The sequence below is a fragment of the Arthrobacter sulfonylureivorans genome, assembly GCF_047607445.1.
Classification (GTDB): Bacteria; Actinomycetota; Actinomycetes; order Actinomycetales; family Micrococcaceae; genus Crystallibacter; species Crystallibacter sulfonylureivorans_A.
Map to the genome: position 1 here is coordinate 17,656 of NZ_JBLKRT010000008.1, position 15,807 is coordinate 33,462.

Annotated in this window: 20 protein-coding genes; 15 read left to right on the forward strand and 5 right to left on the reverse strand. The window is 65.4% G+C overall.

Going from position 1 to position 15,807, the window contains the following annotated elements:
- Positions 1-138 precede the first annotated feature (138 nt).
- The 9 genes from ACMX2H_RS05420 (at position 139) to ACMX2H_RS05460 (ending at position 7,361) form a co-directional block, all read left to right on the forward strand.
- Positions 139-441: an ArsR/SmtB family transcription factor gene (locus ACMX2H_RS05420; protein WP_414959607.1), complete on the forward strand. Its 303-nt coding sequence runs from the start codon at positions 139-141 to the stop codon at positions 439-441.
- Positions 438-923: an SRPBCC family protein gene (locus ACMX2H_RS05425; protein WP_414959437.1), complete on the forward strand. Its 486-nt coding sequence runs from the start codon at positions 438-440 to the stop codon at positions 921-923. Before ACMX2H_RS05420 ends, ACMX2H_RS05425 begins: the two co-directional genes overlap by 4 nt.
- Positions 924-1,143: 220 nt before the next feature.
- Positions 1,144-1,632, forward strand: coding sequence for a pyridoxamine 5'-phosphate oxidase family protein (locus ACMX2H_RS05430; RefSeq protein WP_414959439.1), 489 nt, complete (start codon positions 1,144-1,146; stop codon positions 1,630-1,632).
- A gap of 46 nt (positions 1,633-1,678) precedes the next feature.
- Entirely contained in the window at positions 1,679-2,224 is a 546-nt protein-coding gene (locus ACMX2H_RS05435; RefSeq protein ID WP_414959440.1) for a hypothetical protein, read from the forward strand.
- Between the two features lie 88 nt (positions 2,225-2,312).
- Entirely contained in the window at positions 2,313-2,756 is a 444-nt protein-coding gene (locus ACMX2H_RS05440; RefSeq protein ID WP_414959442.1) for a hypothetical protein, read from the forward strand.
- A gap of 56 nt (positions 2,757-2,812) precedes the next feature.
- Positions 2,813-4,039: an Nramp family divalent metal transporter gene (locus ACMX2H_RS05445; protein WP_414959608.1), complete on the forward strand. Its 1,227-nt coding sequence runs from the start codon at positions 2,813-2,815 to the stop codon at positions 4,037-4,039.
- Positions 4,036-4,410 carry a hypothetical protein gene (locus tag ACMX2H_RS05450; RefSeq protein WP_414959444.1) on the forward strand — a complete coding sequence of 125 codons (375 nt, stop codon included), beginning with the start codon at positions 4,036-4,038 and terminating at the stop codon, positions 4,408-4,410. The genes ACMX2H_RS05445 and ACMX2H_RS05450 overlap by 4 nt, the downstream gene beginning before the upstream one ends.
- Positions 4,397-4,735 carry a PRC-barrel domain containing protein gene (locus ACMX2H_RS05455; RefSeq protein ID WP_414959445.1) on the forward strand — a complete coding sequence of 113 codons (339 nt, stop codon included), beginning with the start codon at positions 4,397-4,399 and terminating at the stop codon, positions 4,733-4,735. The genes ACMX2H_RS05450 and ACMX2H_RS05455 overlap by 14 nt, the downstream gene beginning before the upstream one ends.
- 310 nt (positions 4,736-5,045) lie before the next feature.
- Positions 5,046-7,361 carry a putative bifunctional diguanylate cyclase/phosphodiesterase gene (locus ACMX2H_RS05460; protein WP_414959447.1) on the forward strand — a complete coding sequence of 772 codons (2,316 nt, stop codon included), beginning with the start codon at positions 5,046-5,048 and terminating at the stop codon, positions 7,359-7,361.
- 72 nt (positions 7,362-7,433) lie between these two features.
- Here ACMX2H_RS05460 and ACMX2H_RS05465 read toward each other — a convergent pair whose 3' ends face one another.
- The 3 genes from ACMX2H_RS05465 to ACMX2H_RS05475 form a co-directional block, all read right to left on the reverse strand.
- Entirely contained in the window at positions 7,434-7,814 is a 381-nt protein-coding gene (locus tag ACMX2H_RS05465) for a DUF1801 domain-containing protein (RefSeq protein ID WP_414959448.1), read from the reverse strand.
- A gap of 43 nt (positions 7,815-7,857) precedes the next feature.
- A complete protein-coding gene (idi, locus tag ACMX2H_RS05470; protein WP_136784481.1) occupies positions 7,858-8,388 on the reverse strand; it encodes an isopentenyl-diphosphate Delta-isomerase in 531 nt (176 codons plus the stop codon).
- Between the two features lie 213 nt (positions 8,389-8,601).
- The gene (locus ACMX2H_RS05475) at positions 8,602-9,096 is read right to left on the reverse strand and encodes a winged helix-turn-helix transcriptional regulator (RefSeq protein ID WP_414959450.1); all 495 of its coding nucleotides are present in this window, start codon (positions 9,094-9,096) and stop codon (positions 8,602-8,604) included.
- Positions 9,097-9,167: 71 nt separating this feature from the next.
- Here ACMX2H_RS05475 and ACMX2H_RS05480 point away from each other — a divergent pair, with 71 nt between their 5' ends.
- The 3 genes from ACMX2H_RS05480 (at position 9,168) to ACMX2H_RS05490 (ending at position 11,925) form a co-directional block, all read left to right on the forward strand.
- A complete protein-coding gene (locus ACMX2H_RS05480; RefSeq protein ID WP_414959452.1) occupies positions 9,168-10,505 on the forward strand; it encodes an MFS transporter in 1,338 nt (445 codons plus the stop codon).
- Between the two features lie 134 nt (positions 10,506-10,639).
- Positions 10,640-11,017 carry an ArsR/SmtB family transcription factor gene (locus ACMX2H_RS05485; protein ID WP_414959454.1) on the forward strand — a complete coding sequence of 126 codons (378 nt, stop codon included), beginning with the start codon at positions 10,640-10,642 and terminating at the stop codon, positions 11,015-11,017.
- On the forward strand, positions 11,014-11,925 hold the full coding sequence (locus tag ACMX2H_RS05490) for a cation diffusion facilitator family transporter (protein ID WP_414959456.1): 912 nt from the start codon (positions 11,014-11,016) through the stop codon (positions 11,923-11,925). The genes ACMX2H_RS05485 and ACMX2H_RS05490 overlap by 4 nt, the downstream gene beginning before the upstream one ends.
- Positions 11,926-11,961: 36 nt before the next feature.
- Here ACMX2H_RS05490 and ACMX2H_RS05495 read toward each other — a convergent pair whose 3' ends face one another.
- Positions 11,962-12,417 (reverse strand): Lrp/AsnC family transcriptional regulator, encoded by a 456-nt coding sequence (locus ACMX2H_RS05495; protein ID WP_414959458.1) that lies wholly within the window; start codon positions 12,415-12,417, stop codon positions 11,962-11,964.
- A gap of 115 nt (positions 12,418-12,532) precedes the next feature.
- On the opposite strand from ACMX2H_RS05495, the gene ACMX2H_RS05500 reads away from it, so the two are divergent.
- The 3 genes from ACMX2H_RS05500 (at position 12,533) to ACMX2H_RS05510 (ending at position 14,953) form a co-directional block, all read left to right on the forward strand.
- The gene (locus ACMX2H_RS05500) at positions 12,533-13,156 is read left to right on the forward strand and encodes a LysE family translocator (protein WP_414959460.1); all 624 of its coding nucleotides are present in this window, start codon (positions 12,533-12,535) and stop codon (positions 13,154-13,156) included.
- A gap of 322 nt (positions 13,157-13,478) precedes the next feature.
- Positions 13,479-14,240, forward strand: a complete 762-nt coding sequence (locus ACMX2H_RS05505; protein WP_414959462.1) for a FadR/GntR family transcriptional regulator — start codon at positions 13,479-13,481, stop codon at positions 14,238-14,240.
- Complete coding sequence (locus ACMX2H_RS05510) at positions 14,237-14,953, forward strand: cache domain-containing protein (protein WP_414959464.1); 717 nt, start codon at positions 14,237-14,239, stop codon at positions 14,951-14,953. The genes ACMX2H_RS05505 and ACMX2H_RS05510 overlap by 4 nt, the downstream gene beginning before the upstream one ends.
- 12 nt (positions 14,954-14,965) lie before the next feature.
- Here the strand turns inward: ACMX2H_RS05510 and ACMX2H_RS05515 are convergent, their stop codons facing one another.
- A complete protein-coding gene (locus ACMX2H_RS05515) occupies positions 14,966-15,784 on the reverse strand; it encodes a gamma-glutamyl-gamma-aminobutyrate hydrolase family protein (protein WP_414959466.1) in 819 nt (272 codons plus the stop codon).
- Positions 15,785-15,807: the final 23 nt, after the last annotated feature.

The following is a 15,807-nucleotide window of genomic DNA, read 5'->3' on the forward strand; positions in this document are numbered from 1 at the left end:
CGTCGGCCCCTGCTTTTAATACCTCTTGACCAGTTGGAGGCATGGGAGTAGGTTCTTAGTCAACCGAAAGGTTGATCAAAGGAAGAGTTGAATACCGTGACTGATCGCAGCGACGAGGCACTTCTCGACCGGGCCTTCATGGCTCTCGCGGATCCCGCCCGCCGCCGCATCATCGCCCGGCTCAGCCGCGGACCGGCAACGGTCAACGAGCTGGCCGAGCCCTTCGAAATCACCAAGCAGGCGGTCTCGAAGCACATCCAGGTCCTCGAGCAGGCGGAACTGGTCACCCGCACCAGGGATGCCCAGCGCCGGCCCGTCCACCTGAACGCTGCACGGCTCGAAGCGCTCACGGCGTGGATCGACCAGTACAGGCTGGTCCGCGAGGCGCAGTACCGCGGGCTGGATGCCGTGCTCAGCCAACAATCCAAGGACAAACCATGAGCAATGCACTCCAAGTGACCGTCCCCGACGGCGTCCCGTTTATCGAGACGGAACGGGAATTCGACTATCCGGTCGCCGAGGTTTTCCGCGCCCACCAGGACCCCGAGTTGATCAAGCAGTGGCTGGGCCCGCGCGGCATGAAGATGGACATCGACCACTACGATTTTCGTTCCGGCGGCAGCTATAAGTACCTGCACACCGGCCCCGACGGCGTCCAGTACGCCTTCACCGGCGTCTTCCATACCGTGCGCGAGAACGAGTTCGCCGTGCAAACATTCGAATTCGGCGGCTACCCGGACGTTGTCAGCATCGAGTTCATGACCTTCGAGGATCTCGGCAACGGGCGCTGTAAACTGATCGGCCACTCGGTCTACCCCACGCTCGAGGCACGCGACGGCATGGCCCAGTCCGGCATGGAATCCGGCATGAGCGAGGGCTACGAGCGGCTCGACGAACTCCTGGCCGGCGTCCGGACGGCCTAAGACAAGCACTAGCTCGGCGAAGGGCCGGAGCCCGCTGGCTCCGGCCCTTCGCGCGCCCGTCGGCACGTGCTTTTCGCACCCTCCGCCCCACCCTCCTCGCACCGCCACACGCCTCCGGCCGCTTCTCGACAAGGACCGTCATTCCTCCTCCGACCATTGGCGTGCCCGAGATTAGAAAGTATGCTGAGGATTCCCTGCACCCGATACGGAAGGTGGTTCCATGGCCAACGATGCTGAAGGACGCAAGGAAGTCGCCAAGATCCTCAAGGACGCGGACATCGGCGTCCTCACCACGGTCAATGCCAGCGGCCAACTGTTCAGCCGCCCGTTGGCGCTGCAGGAAGCCGAGTTCGACGGCGACCTGTGGTTCGTGACGCAGGATCCCTCGCCCAAAGCCGACGAGATCCGCGGCAACCCCCACGTCAATGTCTCGGTCAGCGGATCGGACGGCTACCTATCCATCTCGGGCACGGCCCGGATCGTCCGTGACAAGGCGAAGATCGACGACCTCTGGGGCCCCACGATGGAACCGTGGTTCGAGCACGGCAAGGACGACCCGACAGTTGCGTTGATTCACGTCGAGGCGCACACAGCCGAATACTGGAGGCCGGATTCCCCCAAGGTGGTCACGCTCTTCAAGCTGGCCAAGGGAATGGTCACCGGCAAGAAAGCTGACGACGTCGGCAAGAACGACGTCGTCGAACTTTAGTGCGGGCCTGCCGCACGGCACAAACCACACATTCGAGGAGTCAGCAATGTCCGGAAATCTCTTGGCCCGTTCTGTGCACGACCTCACTGCCGCCGCCTGGTTTGGCGGTTCGCTGATGGGAGCCATAGGTCTCAACGGAGCGGCCGCCGCCGCCAAGGATCCACGCGAACGCACCCGGTTGTCCAGCGCCGGATGGATGAAATGGGCACCGGTCCAGACCGCCGCATTCGGAGCACACCTTGCTTCCGGCGTGCCCTTACTGATGGGCAACAAGGGCCGGGTGATCAAGCAGGAAGGGGTCATGCGGTACACCGTGATCAAGACCGCCGTCACCTTGGCCGGTGCAGCTACCACGCTCTACGCCGGCATGCTGGGGAAGAAGGTGCAGCGGCTGGCGGAGGAAGGAGCCGAAGGAGCAACGGAGCCCTCACCCTCGGCGTCGCCGGAACTGGCGGCCGCGCAGACGCAGCTGAAAGCGCTGCAGTGGGTCATCCCGGCCTTTGCCGGCACCGTCGTCGTGCTCGGCGCCAAGCACGGCGAGATGCAGCGGCCTACCACCTTCCTTGAGGGGCTGTTGAAGCACCGGCGCTAAACACCTCCCGGCGCACGGGACGAGTTCCTGACCCCGTGCGCCGGACTCGCTTCATACTGAGGCATCCGCCGATCCCGTCAGGAGGGCAATGAGCCGCTTGGGCCGAGGTCTGAACAGGTTCGCCATGCTGGCCGCTCTCCTGCTGCTCGCGACCGGCTGCAGCAGCGGGCTGGCCGATCCGTTGGGACAGTCCGCCAAGGAGGCCTCGGCGGCAGTGGGATCGGCGGCCATGGTGCTGCGGCTGGAAACCGAGGGCAAGGCCACGGACGCGCTGGCGCAGACCACCCTCGGGGACATGGTCGCCCAGAGCTCGGCGGCCTACAAGAGTGCCGCCGAACTGACGCCGAAGACGCCCGGCGATCTGGCACTGCAGCAGAACGTGCTAAAGAACCTGGACGAGGCCCTGCGCAGTCTGCACAGCGCCGAGGTGGCTCAGGAAACCGGAGACGACTCCGCTTTTCAGGCCGTCGTGGACCAACTGCAGGCACAGGCTGCCGAGCTGGCAGAACTGGGCAAGGAGCTCAAGCCGTGAGCGGCAAGGACGCCGGTTCGGTCGCGGACCAGGCCACGGGCAAGTCGTCCGCCAACCTGAGCATCCTCGGCGTGGCGCTGGGCATCCTGACCGCCATCGGCGGATTCGTGGACATCGGCGATCTGGTGACCAACGCCGTCGTCGGGTCCCGCTTTGGGCTCAGCCTGGTCTGGGTGACCGTTTTGGGCGTGGTGGGCATCTGCATTTTCGCGCAGATGTCCGGCCGGGTGGCGGCGGTGAGCGGGCGGGCCACCTTCGAGATCATCCGCGAGCGGTTGGGGCCGCGGGCGTCCCTGCTCAACCTGCTGGCATCGTTCTTCATTAACCTGATGACGCTCACCGCGGAGGTTGGCGGCGTTGCCTTGGCACTGCAGCTGGCCAGCAGCGTGCACTACCTGGCGTGGGTGCCGGTGGCCGGTCTCGCCGTCTGGCTGGTGGTGTGGCGGGTGAAGTTCAAGATCCTGGAGAACGTGACCGGCCTGCTGGGCCTGACGCTGACTGTGTTCGCGGTGTGCCTGTTCCTGCTGAACCCGGATTGGAACCACTTGTTCAACCAGGCCACGCGGCCGGCGGTTCCGGAAGGCGAGGCACCGGCCACGTACTGGTACTACGCCGTGGCACTGTTCGGCGCCGCGATGACGCCGTACGAGGTGTTCTTCTTCTCCTCCGGCGCGGTGGAGGAGAAGTGGACGGTGAAGGACCTGTCGCAGTCCAGGTTGAACGTGCTGGTGGGCTTCCCGCTGGGCGGGTTCTTGTCCGTCGCCATCGCCGCGTGCGCCGCCGTCGTGCTGCTGCCGGCCGGAATCGGCGTCACCTCGCTGTCCCAGGTGGTGCTGCCAGTGGCCGAGGCCGGCGGCAAGCTGGCTCTGGCGTTCGTGGTCGTGGGCGTGCTGGCGGCGACCTTCGGTGCGGCGCTGGAAACCACGCTCTCCAGCGGCTACACGCTCTCGCAGTTCTTCGGCTGGTCCTGGGGAAAGTTCCGGCGTCCAGTCCGCGCGGCACGGTTCCATTTGGTGATGATCCTGTGCCTGCTGGTGGGCATGGGCGTGCTGGCCACGGGCGTGGACCCGATCAAAGTCACCGAGTACTCCGTGGTGTTTTCCGCGGTCGCGCTGCCGCTGACCTACATCCCCATCCTGATCGTGGCCAACGACCCCGACTACATGGGCCAACATGTCAACGGGAGGCTGCTGAACTTCAGCGCCCTCATCTTCATGGTCATCATCCTGCTGGCCGCCATTGCCGCCATCCCGCTTATGCTGCTGTCAGGAGCGGGCGCATGACTCCGGCTGGCAAGATGTTCGACGCCGTCATGCACCTGCTGGACCGGCAGGTTCTGGACGTGGACAAGATGCCGGTGACCGTGGCGGACGACGTTGAACTCTCCGACATCCCGTCCGGTCGCATTCCGCCGGGCACTGCCGCGCCGGTGATCACCAACCTGCTGGCCGGCTCGGTGCTGGGCACGCGGATGTTCGGCGGCCGTCCGCCGTCCTCCCGGCTGAACCGGATCCATTGGCGGCACGTCGCGGAGCTCGGCACCGCGCTCCGGCTGAACATCCGCGGCGATCAACTGGATGTGCTCTGGACCGAACGCTGGGTGCGCAATCGGATCATTGGCCGGATTCCGGGAGGGCGCCATGATCCTGAGTGACCTGCTGACCGCGAAGGTGTTCGACGACGCCGGAGTCCGGCTGGGCCGGGTGATCGACGCCAGGTTCGCGCTTGACGGGCAGCCGGAAGCGGAGGCGTCGCTGGCGCAGGCCCGGCTAGTGGGCCTGTTGGTCAGCCCCCATTCGCGTGGCTCTTACTTGGGCTACGAACGTCGGGACCTCAACGCTCCGTGGCCCATCGCGAAGCTGGAGCGATGGCGGCATCGCGGGTCGTTCCTGGTGCTGTGGGAGGACCTGCACAGCATTGACGACGACGGCGTGCACCTCCGTGCGGGATTCACCCGCAACGACGTCCGGCTAGGGTAGGGCCGCCGGTCATCGACCACGCGAGCGCCAGCACCACCGGTGGTCGACCACGCGAGCGCCAGCGAGCACGTGGAGACCAGATGCGCGCGGCCGAATCTCCACGCGGCCGGATCTCCACGCGGCCGGATCTCCACGCGGCCGCAAGCGGCCTTGGTCGATCACCGGAGGCCTTGGTCGATCACCGGCGGGCCTTGTGGATCACCGGCGCCACGCGGAGAGTCAGCGCTGATCGCATGTGTGTCGCAGCTACCATTGGTGAAACGAAAACATCAGACGGCTGAAGTGGGGGAACGGGCATGCCGGCAGCATCATGACGGCCGCGAAAGCGGCGGCCGCATTGTCGTGGGCTGCTATCGCCGGTATTTCGGCTGCGGGACTGCTGGTACTAGCGCAGGTTGTTACCGCCTCACTCGTCTCGCCGCCGCGCCTTGGACTGGTGTCGGTTATTTCCGTGCTGGTCCTGGTCCTGGCCTGGCATCTGCGCGTGGATACGCCGCTGATGCGGCGCCAGACCACTGCGGCGATGACCGCCATGGTCGTTGTCTGCAACGACCTCACCGCCCCGCTGCACCACACGGTGGCGGTAGTGGGTGTCGGGCTGCTGGCCACCCGGGTGGTGTTCCGGCGTTTCCGGTGGGCCGACCTGTATTGGTTCATCAGCCGCCTGCTTGCCGCCGCCATCCTGGTGGCAGTCTTCCAGACTGCCCACGCGGCCGGCTTCATCTGGCCGGTCGCCTTGCTGGCTGCTTGGCTGGCCTTCTTCCTCACCGCGATTGCGGTCGAGGGAGCCTTCGCCACGTCGTCGAAACGGCGCAGCACGTTCCGCAACGGCATCGGCTGGCCATCGGCACTCGGCACGCTGGTCATCAACCTTGTGCTGTGCGTGGCCGGGCAGCATGCCGCGCAGCAGTTCCATCGCGACGGCGTCCAGGCGTTCTTCCTGGTCTTCGCTTCTGTCCTGGCGCTGGCTGTCACCGGCTGGCTGCGCAACCGCGACCTGCGCCGCCGGCTCACCGGCTTAGTGGACGCCTCGCTGGAGTTGCCGTGGAACCCGGACGGCCTGGACAAGACCCTGCTCGCCGCCGCCAGCTCCTCGGTGCGCGCGGACAAGGTGGCCCTTCAGTCCGAGGCTCCAATGGACAAGGAGATCGGCGTCCGGATGCGCCGCTGGGACGACGGCGACAAATACCTGGTGGCCTCCCGGAACGGCGGAGCCCAGTTCACCGAAGAAGACGAACAGGTCCTCGACGCACTGGCGCATGTAGGCAGCATCATGGTCCGCCACGATGAGCTGGTGCATGAACTGCGGCTGCAGGCGGACACGGATGCGCTGACCGGGTTGGGAAACCGCCGCACGCTCTGGCACCGGCTGGCCGAAATCAATACCGGCCGCAGCCCCGGCGAGGCGATCGCCGTCGTCTACCTCGATCTGGATGAGTTCAAGTCCGTCAACGACCAGCACGGCCACGACGTCGGCGACCTGCTGCTGACCGCCACCGCGCAGCGCATCCGCTCGGAAATCCGTCAGGAGGACGTGGCCGCGCGCATCGGCGGCGACGAATTCGTCGTCGTGCTCCGCGACGTGGGCACCGAAGCGGACGCCCGCGCCGCCGCGGAGCGCATTGCCGCCGCGATTGCCCGGCCGCTCCCCGCCCGCGGCAGCACGCTGCAGGTCCAGGCCAGCCTCGGCGTGGCCTACTCCGGCAGTCCGGCGAAGGACATCGAGGAGTTGCTGCGCAGCGCCGATGCCTGCATGTACGGTGCCAAGCGGCTGCAGCAACGGTTGCGCGAATCCGAGCGCGCGGGGTCCGGCTTCGAAACCAGCCTGGCCGCAGCAGTGGAGCGCGGCATCCGCCGGCATCGGCTGCGGGTGGCGCTGCAGCCCATCATTGCACTGGATCTGGATTCGATCGTGGGCTTCGAGACGCTGGCCCGCTACGAAGACGAGGAACTGGGCACCATTCCGGCGGACCAGCTGGTGGAGGAGGCGAACCGGCTGGGCCTGCTCAACGAGCTGACCATCCAGGTGATCGACGGCGCGGCCGCGGCGATGGCCAGGGTATCCGAGATCAGCGACCTCCGCTCCATCTCCGTCAACGTGGAGCTGGGCCAGCTCGTCCCGGGCTCCACCGTGGTGGACCGGCTGCGCCGGATGCGGGCCGAAGGGCCAGAGCTGAACATCATCATCGAGCTGACCGAAAACTCCTTGGACACCATGACCGAGGAGTGCCGGATCATGCTGGCGCAGCTGCGCAGCGAGGGCTTCAGGATCGCCGTGGACGACTTCGGCTCCGGGTACTCGTCGATGAACTCGCTGACCGAGTTCGCCTTCGACATCGTCAAGGTGGACCGCGCCCTGGTCAGCGGCCACGATGGCAGCGCCCGGAACATTGTGGTGAGCCACCTGATCGCCATGTTTACCGCGCTGAAGGCTGATGTGGTGATAGAAGGCATCGAGACGGCCGAGGCCGTGGAGTGGCTGGCCGGCTGCCCGGACCTGAACGTACAGGGCTTCTACTTCGGCCGTCCCATGTGGCCGGATGAGCTCATCGCCCGCCTGGAAACCTCCGGCAAGGCAGCGCGTCCGGAGTCGGTCAGGCAGTCCTACCCCGCCATGGTTGACTAACGACGGCGGAGCTCGGCTCAGCCGGCTGGCATCTCCATCCCGCCGTGTCGACTGACGACGGCGGAGCTCGGCTCAGCTCGCCGCTTGCTTGACGAGCTCGGCGATCCTGGCTTCCCCGGCTTCACTGAGCTGCGACAGCGCGTACGACGTCGGCCACATCCCGTCATTCTCATCGAGATTCGCGTCCTCGTTGAAGCCGAACGTCGAGTAGCGCACCTTGTCCCCCTGCCCGCTGCGGAAGAAACAAACGACCTTCCCGGACTTGGCGTAGGCCGGCTGGCCGTACCACAGCTTGGGCAGCAGCTCCGGCGCTGCAGTGGTCACGATCTTGTGGAGCCGCTCCGCCATGTCGCGGTCCGGCATCGGCATCTCCGCGATCTTTGACAGCACTGGTGCCTCGTCGGCGGCTGCCTTTTTCTTCTGTTTCTCGGTGGCTTTGGATTCAGCTGCCATCACACGGCTCCCCTAGTGGCTGGTGGTTTTTCCTACGACGAAGCTACTGCAACTGCTCCAAGGCCTGGAGTTGCAGTACGATCCAGGGGCTGAATGCCCAAGGGGCAGCGGTGGCGGCTGTCTGCAGGTCCGACGGCAGCACCCAGCGGTACTCGGCCACTTCGTCATCCCGCGGGTCTGGTTCCCCCACGGCCAGCGCGGTGTAGACCGGGCAGAACTCGTTCTCGACCACCCCGGAAGCGTCCACAGCCCGGTAGCGGAAGTCGGGCAGCACCAGCTTCAGGTCCTCGAGTTCAAGCCCCAGCTCATAGCGCACGCGGCGCCGCACGGCGTCGGCCATCTCCTCCCCCGGCGCCGGATGCCCGCAGGCGGAATTGGTCCATACGCCCGGCCAGGTCAATTTGTTCAACGCGCGTCGGGTGACCAACACGCGGCCTTCGGCGTCGGAAATGTGGCAGGAGAACGCTAAGTGCAGTGGCGTCTCCCCTGTGTGGATTGCGGCCTTGTCGGCCACGCCGGACGGCTTCAGTTTCTCGTCCAGCAGCACTACCTGTTCGGTTTCCTGTGCGGTCATTGTCGCCCGCCGGTTCCGGGCCGCTGGCTAGCGGGCGCACAGCGGTCAATCGTCGTCATGTCCCCCATCGTACGGGGGCTGCGAACTGACCCGAAGTCGGTGGACCGCCGCCAACCGTACCTGAAGTACTTCCACCGCAACATCGTGCCGACGGACGCTGCTCCATCAGGATCACCAAGGGTGAGTTGTTGGGGATCAGTCCACCCGTTAGGTTCACACGAGCACGCCGGCCGGTTGAAGCTTGTCCCGGGCGTTCTTCCAGGGCTTCACCCAAACCATCTCTTCCGGGACCAGCACTCCGCCGCAGGCGCTGCACGTTTCACCCTGGGTGGTCTCGTTGCCGCAGGCCTCGTGAATCATGGTCATGCGTCCCCCGCCGGCAGGCATGTCGGTATGCCGCTCGCCCCAGAGGGCGAGTTGCTGCAGCACCGGCAGCAGTTCTGCCGCGGCTTCGGTGGCGGCGTACCCCTGGCGGGTCCGGCCTCCGTCGCGGTAGTCGACGCGGACCAGCAGCCCAACATCCACCATCGAGTGGAGCCGACGACTGAGCACGGCCTCGGAGACGCGCAGGTTTTCGCGTAGCCAGTCGAACCGTCCGCGTCCATGAAGGACGTCGCGAACGATCAGCAGGATCCACGGATCGCCCAACACGTCCAGTGAGCGCCGGATCGGACAAAGCTCCTCTGACCAGTCGGATCGAAGCGGCATATCGTTCCTTCCCATCGATTCGTCGGCTACACTGCTGCTGACATTATAGCTTCCTTCAAGAAAGTCAGCTCATGGCCCGCCCCTTGTCCGGCACCTCCCACCTGCCCAAGCGCTTTCGCATCCATCCGGCCTGGTGGGTCGCCGCGGTCGCCTTCCTCGCGCTCCTCAGTGCCGCCGGTTTCCGGGCTGCGCCCGGTGCACTGATGATGCCGCTGCACCACGAATTCGGCTGGTCGACGAGCGTTATGTCGCTCGCTGTCAGCGTGAACCTCCTGCTGTACGGGTTGACTGCTCCGTTCGCTGCCGCCTTGATGGACCGGTTCGGTGTCCGCCGCGTCGTCGCGACGGCGCTGGCAATGGTGGCACTGGGTGCGGGCGGCAGCGTATTCATGACTGCTTCGTGGCAGCTGCTGGTCTTTTGGGGGGTGCTGATCGGCCTGGGCACCGGTTCGATGGCATTGGTCTTCGCCGCCACCATCGCCAACCGATGGTTCGTCCGGCGCCGCGGCCTGGTCATGGGCATCCTGACCGCGGGCTCCGCGACCGGGCAGCTCGTCTTCCTGCCACCGGTTGCCGCCATCGCCGAAGAAGTGGGGTGGCGCCAGGCTTCCCTTGTGGTTGCAGCCGCAGCACTCATAGCTGTTCCTGCCGTCTGCCTGGTGTTGCGCGATTACCCCGAAGACCGCGGCACCCTTCCCTACGGTGCTGACGCTGCATCCTACGCCCCGCCGGCACGTGCCGGCGGCGGCGCGGCCCGCCGGGCGTTCGAGGGCCTCGCCTACGCTGCCCGGCAACGCTCGTTTTGGGCGCTGGCAATAGCGTTCGCGATCTGCGGCGCCACGACGAACGGGCTGATCGGCATCCACTTCATCCCCTCCGCACACGACCACGGCATGCCCACCACCACCGCGGCCAGCCTGCTGGCCGTCGTCGGGATCTTCGACATAGCCGGCACCGTCGCCTCCGGTTGGCTCACGGACAAGTTCGACCCCCGCAAACTCCTCGTGACTTACTACGTGTTCCGCGGCGCCGGCCTGCTGATGCTCCCCTGGCTCCTGGCGGAGACGGTGCACCCCAGCATGATCCTGTTCATTGTGGTCTACGGTCTCGACTGGGTCGCGACGGTCCCGCCGACCGCCGCGCTGTGCCGCGAGATCTTCGGCGACCGCGGCACGATCGTGTTCGGCTGGGTATTCGCCTCACACCAGATCGGCGCCGCGGCCGCCGCGCTGGGCGCAGGTGTGATCCGTGACGTCTTCGGCACCTACACCTACGCATGGTGGGGCGGCGCGGCCATGTGCGTTCTGGCTGCCATACTGTCCATCGTCGTCAAGCGCACCCGCGCAAACACGCGGATGGCGGCCGTGGCCGTTGGCGAAAAGGAAGCAGCCCCAGAGGGGCGGCGGTAAAACTGGCCCCGAGGACGCCCGACTAGCCTGTTCGGCGGGCCTTCACGCGTCTCGCCGGAAGCAGCGACCGGCTCGGCCCTGAACCAGGGTGCCCTGTAAGTGGAACTATTTCGGCAACCCGATATCATCGTCGCATGACGATGCAACGGGAACGTGCAGCCGACCGCACCGGTGACCTGGCGCCGGCTGCTGCGCTGTTCCACAGCCTTTCGGATCCCACGCGACTGACGATCCTGCAGCACCTGACAACCGGCGAGCACAGAGTCCGCGATCTGACCGAACACCTGGGCCTGGCGCAGTCCACGGTCAGCGCGCATCTGGCCTGCCTGAGCGACTGCGGCCTGGTGACCTCGCGCCCGGTGGGAAGGGCTTCGTTGTACTCGCTCACCACCGAGCCCGAACTACTGGCCGCCCTTGCTGCCGCCGAGCGCTTGCTGGAAGCGACGGGCTACGCCGTCGAACTGTGCCCCACTGTTGCCGGAAGCCGCGCCGAGGCGGAGGCGCCAGCATGAGCGGTCATCACCACCATGCCGGACCGACTCACCGCGGCCGGCTGGCCATAGCCTTCGCCATCACGGCTTCCATCCTGTTCGCCGAAGTAATCGGCGCCTTCCTCACCGGCAGCCTTGCGCTGCTCGTGGACGCCGGACATATGCTGACCGACGCCGGCGGTCTCCTGATCGCGCTGATGGCCGCATCACTCATGGTCCGGCCACACACACCGCGGCGGACGTGGGGCTACCTCCGGATGGAAGTCTTGGCCGCGGGGGCGCAGGCCGCGATCCTGCTGGCCGTGGGAATCTACGCGTTGGTCGAAGGGGTCCAGCGGCTGTTCACCCCGCCTGAAGTCAACGCCGACGGCCTGCTGATTTTCGGCATCATCGGCCTGCTGGGCAACATTGCGTCCATGCTGGTGCTCAGCGCCGGCCGCAATGCCAACCTCAACCTGCGGGCCGCCTTCCTCGAAGTGGTCAATGATGCGCTCGGCTCGGTGGCCGTGATCGTCAGCGCCGTCGTCATTGCCACCACCGGGTGGACCCAAGCGGATGCGCTGGCGGCCATGCTGATCGCCATCCTGATTGTGCCCCGGACCATCAAGATTCTGCGGGAAGCCGGCAGCATTCTGCTGGAAACCGTACCGAAGGGCCTGGACTTGGAGGACGTCCGCCAGCACATTCTGGAAGTCCCGCACGTGTTGGCTGTGCACGACCTGCACGCCTCGCGGATCTCCTCCAACGTTCCGGTGCTCAGCGCGCACGTGGTGATCGAGGATTCATGCTTCGTGGACGGCCATGCACCGCAGGTGTTGGACCAACTCCAGCAGTGCGTGGCGGAACATTTCGTGGTCAGCGTGGAGCACTCCACCTTCCAGCTGGAGCCTGCTGGGCATCTGGAACACGAGCACCCGGGCCACGACTGAAACCCGCGGTTGCTACGCAGCTCAGGCGACAGCCAGCTACGGGATGGGCACTGTCCCGATCGGTCCGAAGCGTTTCATCACCATGGTTGACGTCAGCCGCTGGACGCCGGGCAGGCCACCGAGCGCGGTGTCGTACAACTCCTGGTAGGCGGCCAGATCGCGGGTCAGGACCCTCAGCATGTAGTCGATCTCGCCGAACAGCCGTTGAGCATCGACGACGTTCGGCACCGCAGTGACCGCCGCCTCAAACGCGCTGATGGTCTCCAGATCGGTCCGCCCTAAGGTCACGAAGAGAATCGCCTCGAAGTGCAGCCCAACGGCTTCCGGGGAAACGACGGCGCGGTAGCGTTCGATCGCTCCAGACTGTTCGAGATCCTTCAGTCTTCGGTGACATGAGGAGAGACTGAGCCCCACCCGATTGGCGAGGTCGGTGGCGCTCATCCGCCCGTCCTCTTGGAGCAGTGAAAGAATCTCCCGACTTAATGCATCCACGGCGGTAATTATTGCACGATGAGCGGCGGTTTAGCAGAAGAAGCGCAGAACATTTCACCCCTTTCCGCGTAGCATTTACGGCTGTTGGGAAAGATTGCGGGAAAGAAGAAGCTCCATGGATGTGTCGCTGCTGGTCCAGTTCTGGGTGGTGGCGCTGCTGCTGGCCCTCACCCCGGGAGCGGACTGGGCGTACGCCATCGGCGCCGGCCTGCGGGCCCCCTCGGTGATCCCATCGGTCTTGGGAATGGCATTCGGCTACTTGATCGTGGTCTGCGTCGTCGCCATCGGCGTGGGAGCACTGGTCGCTGAGTATCCCATGGCTCTGACGGTGCTGACCATCGTCGGCTCCGCCTACCTGATCTACCTGGGCGTGAACACCCTGACCAGTAAGCCCGAAGCCGCCACAGCGAGCGAGGCGCCATTGGACAGCGCCGCGGCCGCCCAGTTCTTCCGCGGCGCCGGAGTGAGCGGGATCAACCCCAAGGGGCTCCTCCTGCTGCTGGCGCTGCTGCCGCAGTTCACCTCGCCCACCGGTTGGCCATCCGCAGCGCAGATGCTGGTCCTGGGCGGACTGCATGTGGCCAACTGCCTCTACATCTACTTTGCGGTCGCCCTGCTGGCCCGACGCATCCTGCGCTCCCAGCCACGCGCCAGCGCCATCGTGACCCGCGCCTCCGGCGTGATCATGGTCCTGATCGGGCTGGGCATCTTGGTGGAGAAGGCAGCCGAACTACTCTAAAGGGTCGGGCCGGCATCAACGGCCGGCACCATCGGGCCGCCGCGATCCGGAACTATCTTTGATTGAGTCGGCGATCGCTTCATTTCCGTCTGCAAAATTCGAATATTCCCTTGAGCACGTCCGGGATTAAAGACAAGCACCGGCAAAAAGACTGAGGATTCCCAATTCACCGATCAGTATTCAGCATCCCCGCCCAGGACCAGCCCTGAACATTAGGGCGCATTAGATTGATGGCTCTTCGCAGTCGGGAGGGTAGAATATCCGTGATCGAGAACACACGCATAAACCTGCTACCTTGCGCGGATCTTTAGGAGAGCAACTCGTGGCTTCACCGCTGGCGCTGCAGTCCCAGATCTATCGATCGCTGCCCGAGATGGAACGTTCGGAAGCCATCGTCCGCCGGATCTCCACGGCCATCTCGCTGGGCATGCTCCGGGTTGGCGAGCGGCTCCCTGTTGAGGCCGAACTCTCCGAGATGTTCGGGGTAGCCGGCGCCACCCTTCGGGATGCCCTGGCCGCTTTGCGGGACCAGGGCGTCGTTGAGACAAGACGGGGCCGAAACGGCGGCACGTTCGTGGTCAAGTTCCCGGCCACCCAGGAAGAAAACCTGCGCCAGTACCTATGTGAGACGTCCATCGCCGACCTTCGCGATCTGGGTGACGAGCAGACAGCGGTGGCTGCCGCCGCGGCGCGGCTGGCCTGCGACCGGGCGGATCCCAAGGACCTGGACAGGCTGGAACTGCTCGCCCGCGGGCTGGAGCAAGCCACGACGCCGGAGACCCAAGCGAGGGCCGACAGCCGCTTCCACATCGAACTAGCGGTGGTAGCTCAATCGCCCCGGCTCACCAGCCAGGAAATCCGGCTGCAAGCCGAAGTCGGACAGCTGCTGTGGACCCCGCTGGCAGGCGTCTTCGACGAGCAACTCGCGGCACGTGAGCACTTGGACATCGTGGCCGCCGTGCGGGAGGACGATCCCGAACGGGCGCAGCGCTTGGTTTTGGAACACATCCGCCGCAACACGTACCACCTGATCGACACGAAGCTGACCCTTACGCATGCCGGCGAAGAACAGGAGATTTCATGACCGCGCCAGCAACTTCACCTGCCGCCGCCAGTGCCGCCGCCATCGAGGCGTGGCTCAACGGGCTGTACGGTGACCTTCATGCCTCATCCCAAGAGGTGAAAAAGCAGCTTGAGGAAAAAATTTCCCCAGGCAGCAAAATATCCCCCACCAACATTGTCGGAATCCGCGAAATGGCCGAAGCATTCCTAAATTCACACGACACTGCCGTGGGCGCCGGCGAAATATTCTCGCTCTCCGCCATCAAGGATGCCGAAGGCGTTCTGGAATGGTGGATCCGGAATGATTTCGACCAGATCGAAAAATTCGGTTTTGATTTAGCCCCGGAAGGTGACCGGTTCTACGATTACGAAAAGCTCCCCTGGTTCTCCATAGCGGCGAAAACCGGACAGCAATCGATCGCCGGCCCGTATGTGGACTACCTGGGCTTCGATGAATACATCGTCACCTGCGCCGTTCCCACCTACGTCCATGGCTCGTTCATCGGCGTCACCGGCTGCGACATCCGCATCCGGGACCTGGAGAACAAGTTGATCCCCATCGTCCGGCGGATCCCGGGCGATGCCGCCATCTTGAACGACCAGAACCGCGTGATCCTGGGCAACTCGGGACGCTTTATCGTGGGCGAACGGATCAAGTCCGACCCGGAAGGTTTCACCTTCCTGCCGCTGGACGTGCCGAACCTGAACCTGCGGTTGATCTGCCCCACGGAGTAGCGCCGAGCAGCGTCAGCCATGGACGCTGCCAGCCAGTCGCACCGTGTCGTTGACACCTCCCTTCCGGCCTTGATCCTTTCGGCTTGAGCGGACGAACTCCGCAAACAAGGCCATCCGGTCGGCCTCGTTCCCGTCAGAATCCTCCGGGTGCCATTGCACGCCGACCACCCAGGTCTTGCCCGGATGCTCGGTGCCCTCGACAACACCGTCATCGGCCACCGCCGTCGTGATGAGTTCTGGACCCACCATCCCGACGGCCTGATGATGGCCCGAGCGCACGGTAATGCGTTCGCTGCCCATGATCCTGGCGACCTTGGAACCGGGAAGCAATCGAATGGTCTCGTCCAAGAACATCGGCTCCCCCGGCCCGCCGCGGTGCAGGTGCCACGGGTCCAGATCCGGAATCAGTGTCCCGCCGCAGGCGACGTTCAGCAGCTGCGAACCGCGGCAGATGGCCAGCAACGGTTGGTCCCGCTCCAGCACTCCCCGGATCAGCTCAAGGCAGTACTCGTCCGCGCGGCGGTCCACGCCGTAGGAGTTTGGCACCGGCTCACAGTGCCCGTACAGTGCACCGTCCACGTCTCCACCGCCCAGGAACAGCACGCCATCGAAGGCGTCCAGTTCGGCTGCCGGCAGCAGCTCGGCGGCCGCGCTGTCCACGAGCACCGCGCGGGCACCCGCGGCCAACAGGGTGTCAAGAGCCGTCCGGGTAAAGCGCTCCATCAGTTCCAGCGTTTGGTCCGTCATCCCGGGAAAGGTCAGGGACACAACGACGGCGATGCGCGCCGCATCCGCCGGCAGGTCGGCAAAGCCGGCGGGCAGCACGCGCACCGGCTCCACCCGCATCAGGGCGG

Coding starts and splice junctions, on each gene's coding strand:
- idi (WP_136784481.1), bottom strand. CDS start 8,388: ATGACCGCACAGGAAACCGAACAGGTAGTGCTGCTGGACGAGAAACTG.
- ACMX2H_RS05475 (WP_414959450.1), bottom strand. CDS start 9,096: ATGCCGCTTCGATCCGACTGGTCAGAGGAGCTTTGTCCGATCCGGCGC.
- ACMX2H_RS05455 (WP_414959445.1), top strand. CDS start 4,397: ATGATCCTGAGTGACCTGCTGACCGCGAAGGTGTTCGACGACGCCGGA.
- ACMX2H_RS05510 (WP_414959464.1), top strand. CDS start 14,237: ATGACCGCGCCAGCAACTTCACCTGCCGCCGCCAGTGCCGCCGCCATC.
- ACMX2H_RS05425 (WP_414959437.1), top strand. CDS start 438: ATGAGCAATGCACTCCAAGTGACCGTCCCCGACGGCGTCCCGTTTATC.
- ACMX2H_RS05480 (WP_414959452.1), top strand. CDS start 9,168: ATGGCCCGCCCCTTGTCCGGCACCTCCCACCTGCCCAAGCGCTTTCGC.
- ACMX2H_RS05435 (WP_414959440.1), top strand. CDS start 1,679: ATGTCCGGAAATCTCTTGGCCCGTTCTGTGCACGACCTCACTGCCGCC.
- ACMX2H_RS05420 (WP_414959607.1), top strand. CDS start 139: ATGGCTCTCGCGGATCCCGCCCGCCGCCGCATCATCGCCCGGCTCAGC.
- ACMX2H_RS05485 (WP_414959454.1), top strand. CDS start 10,640: ATGACGATGCAACGGGAACGTGCAGCCGACCGCACCGGTGACCTGGCG.
- ACMX2H_RS05430 (WP_414959439.1), top strand. CDS start 1,144: ATGGCCAACGATGCTGAAGGACGCAAGGAAGTCGCCAAGATCCTCAAG.
- ACMX2H_RS05440 (WP_414959442.1), top strand. CDS start 2,313: ATGAGCCGCTTGGGCCGAGGTCTGAACAGGTTCGCCATGCTGGCCGCT.
- ACMX2H_RS05500 (WP_414959460.1), top strand. CDS start 12,533: ATGGATGTGTCGCTGCTGGTCCAGTTCTGGGTGGTGGCGCTGCTGCTG.
- ACMX2H_RS05490 (WP_414959456.1), top strand. CDS start 11,014: ATGAGCGGTCATCACCACCATGCCGGACCGACTCACCGCGGCCGGCTG.
- ACMX2H_RS05450 (WP_414959444.1), top strand. CDS start 4,036: ATGACTCCGGCTGGCAAGATGTTCGACGCCGTCATGCACCTGCTGGAC.
- ACMX2H_RS05460 (WP_414959447.1), top strand. CDS start 5,046: ATGACGGCCGCGAAAGCGGCGGCCGCATTGTCGTGGGCTGCTATCGCC.
- ACMX2H_RS05465 (WP_414959448.1), bottom strand. CDS start 7,814: ATGGCAGCTGAATCCAAAGCCACCGAGAAACAGAAGAAAAAGGCAGCC.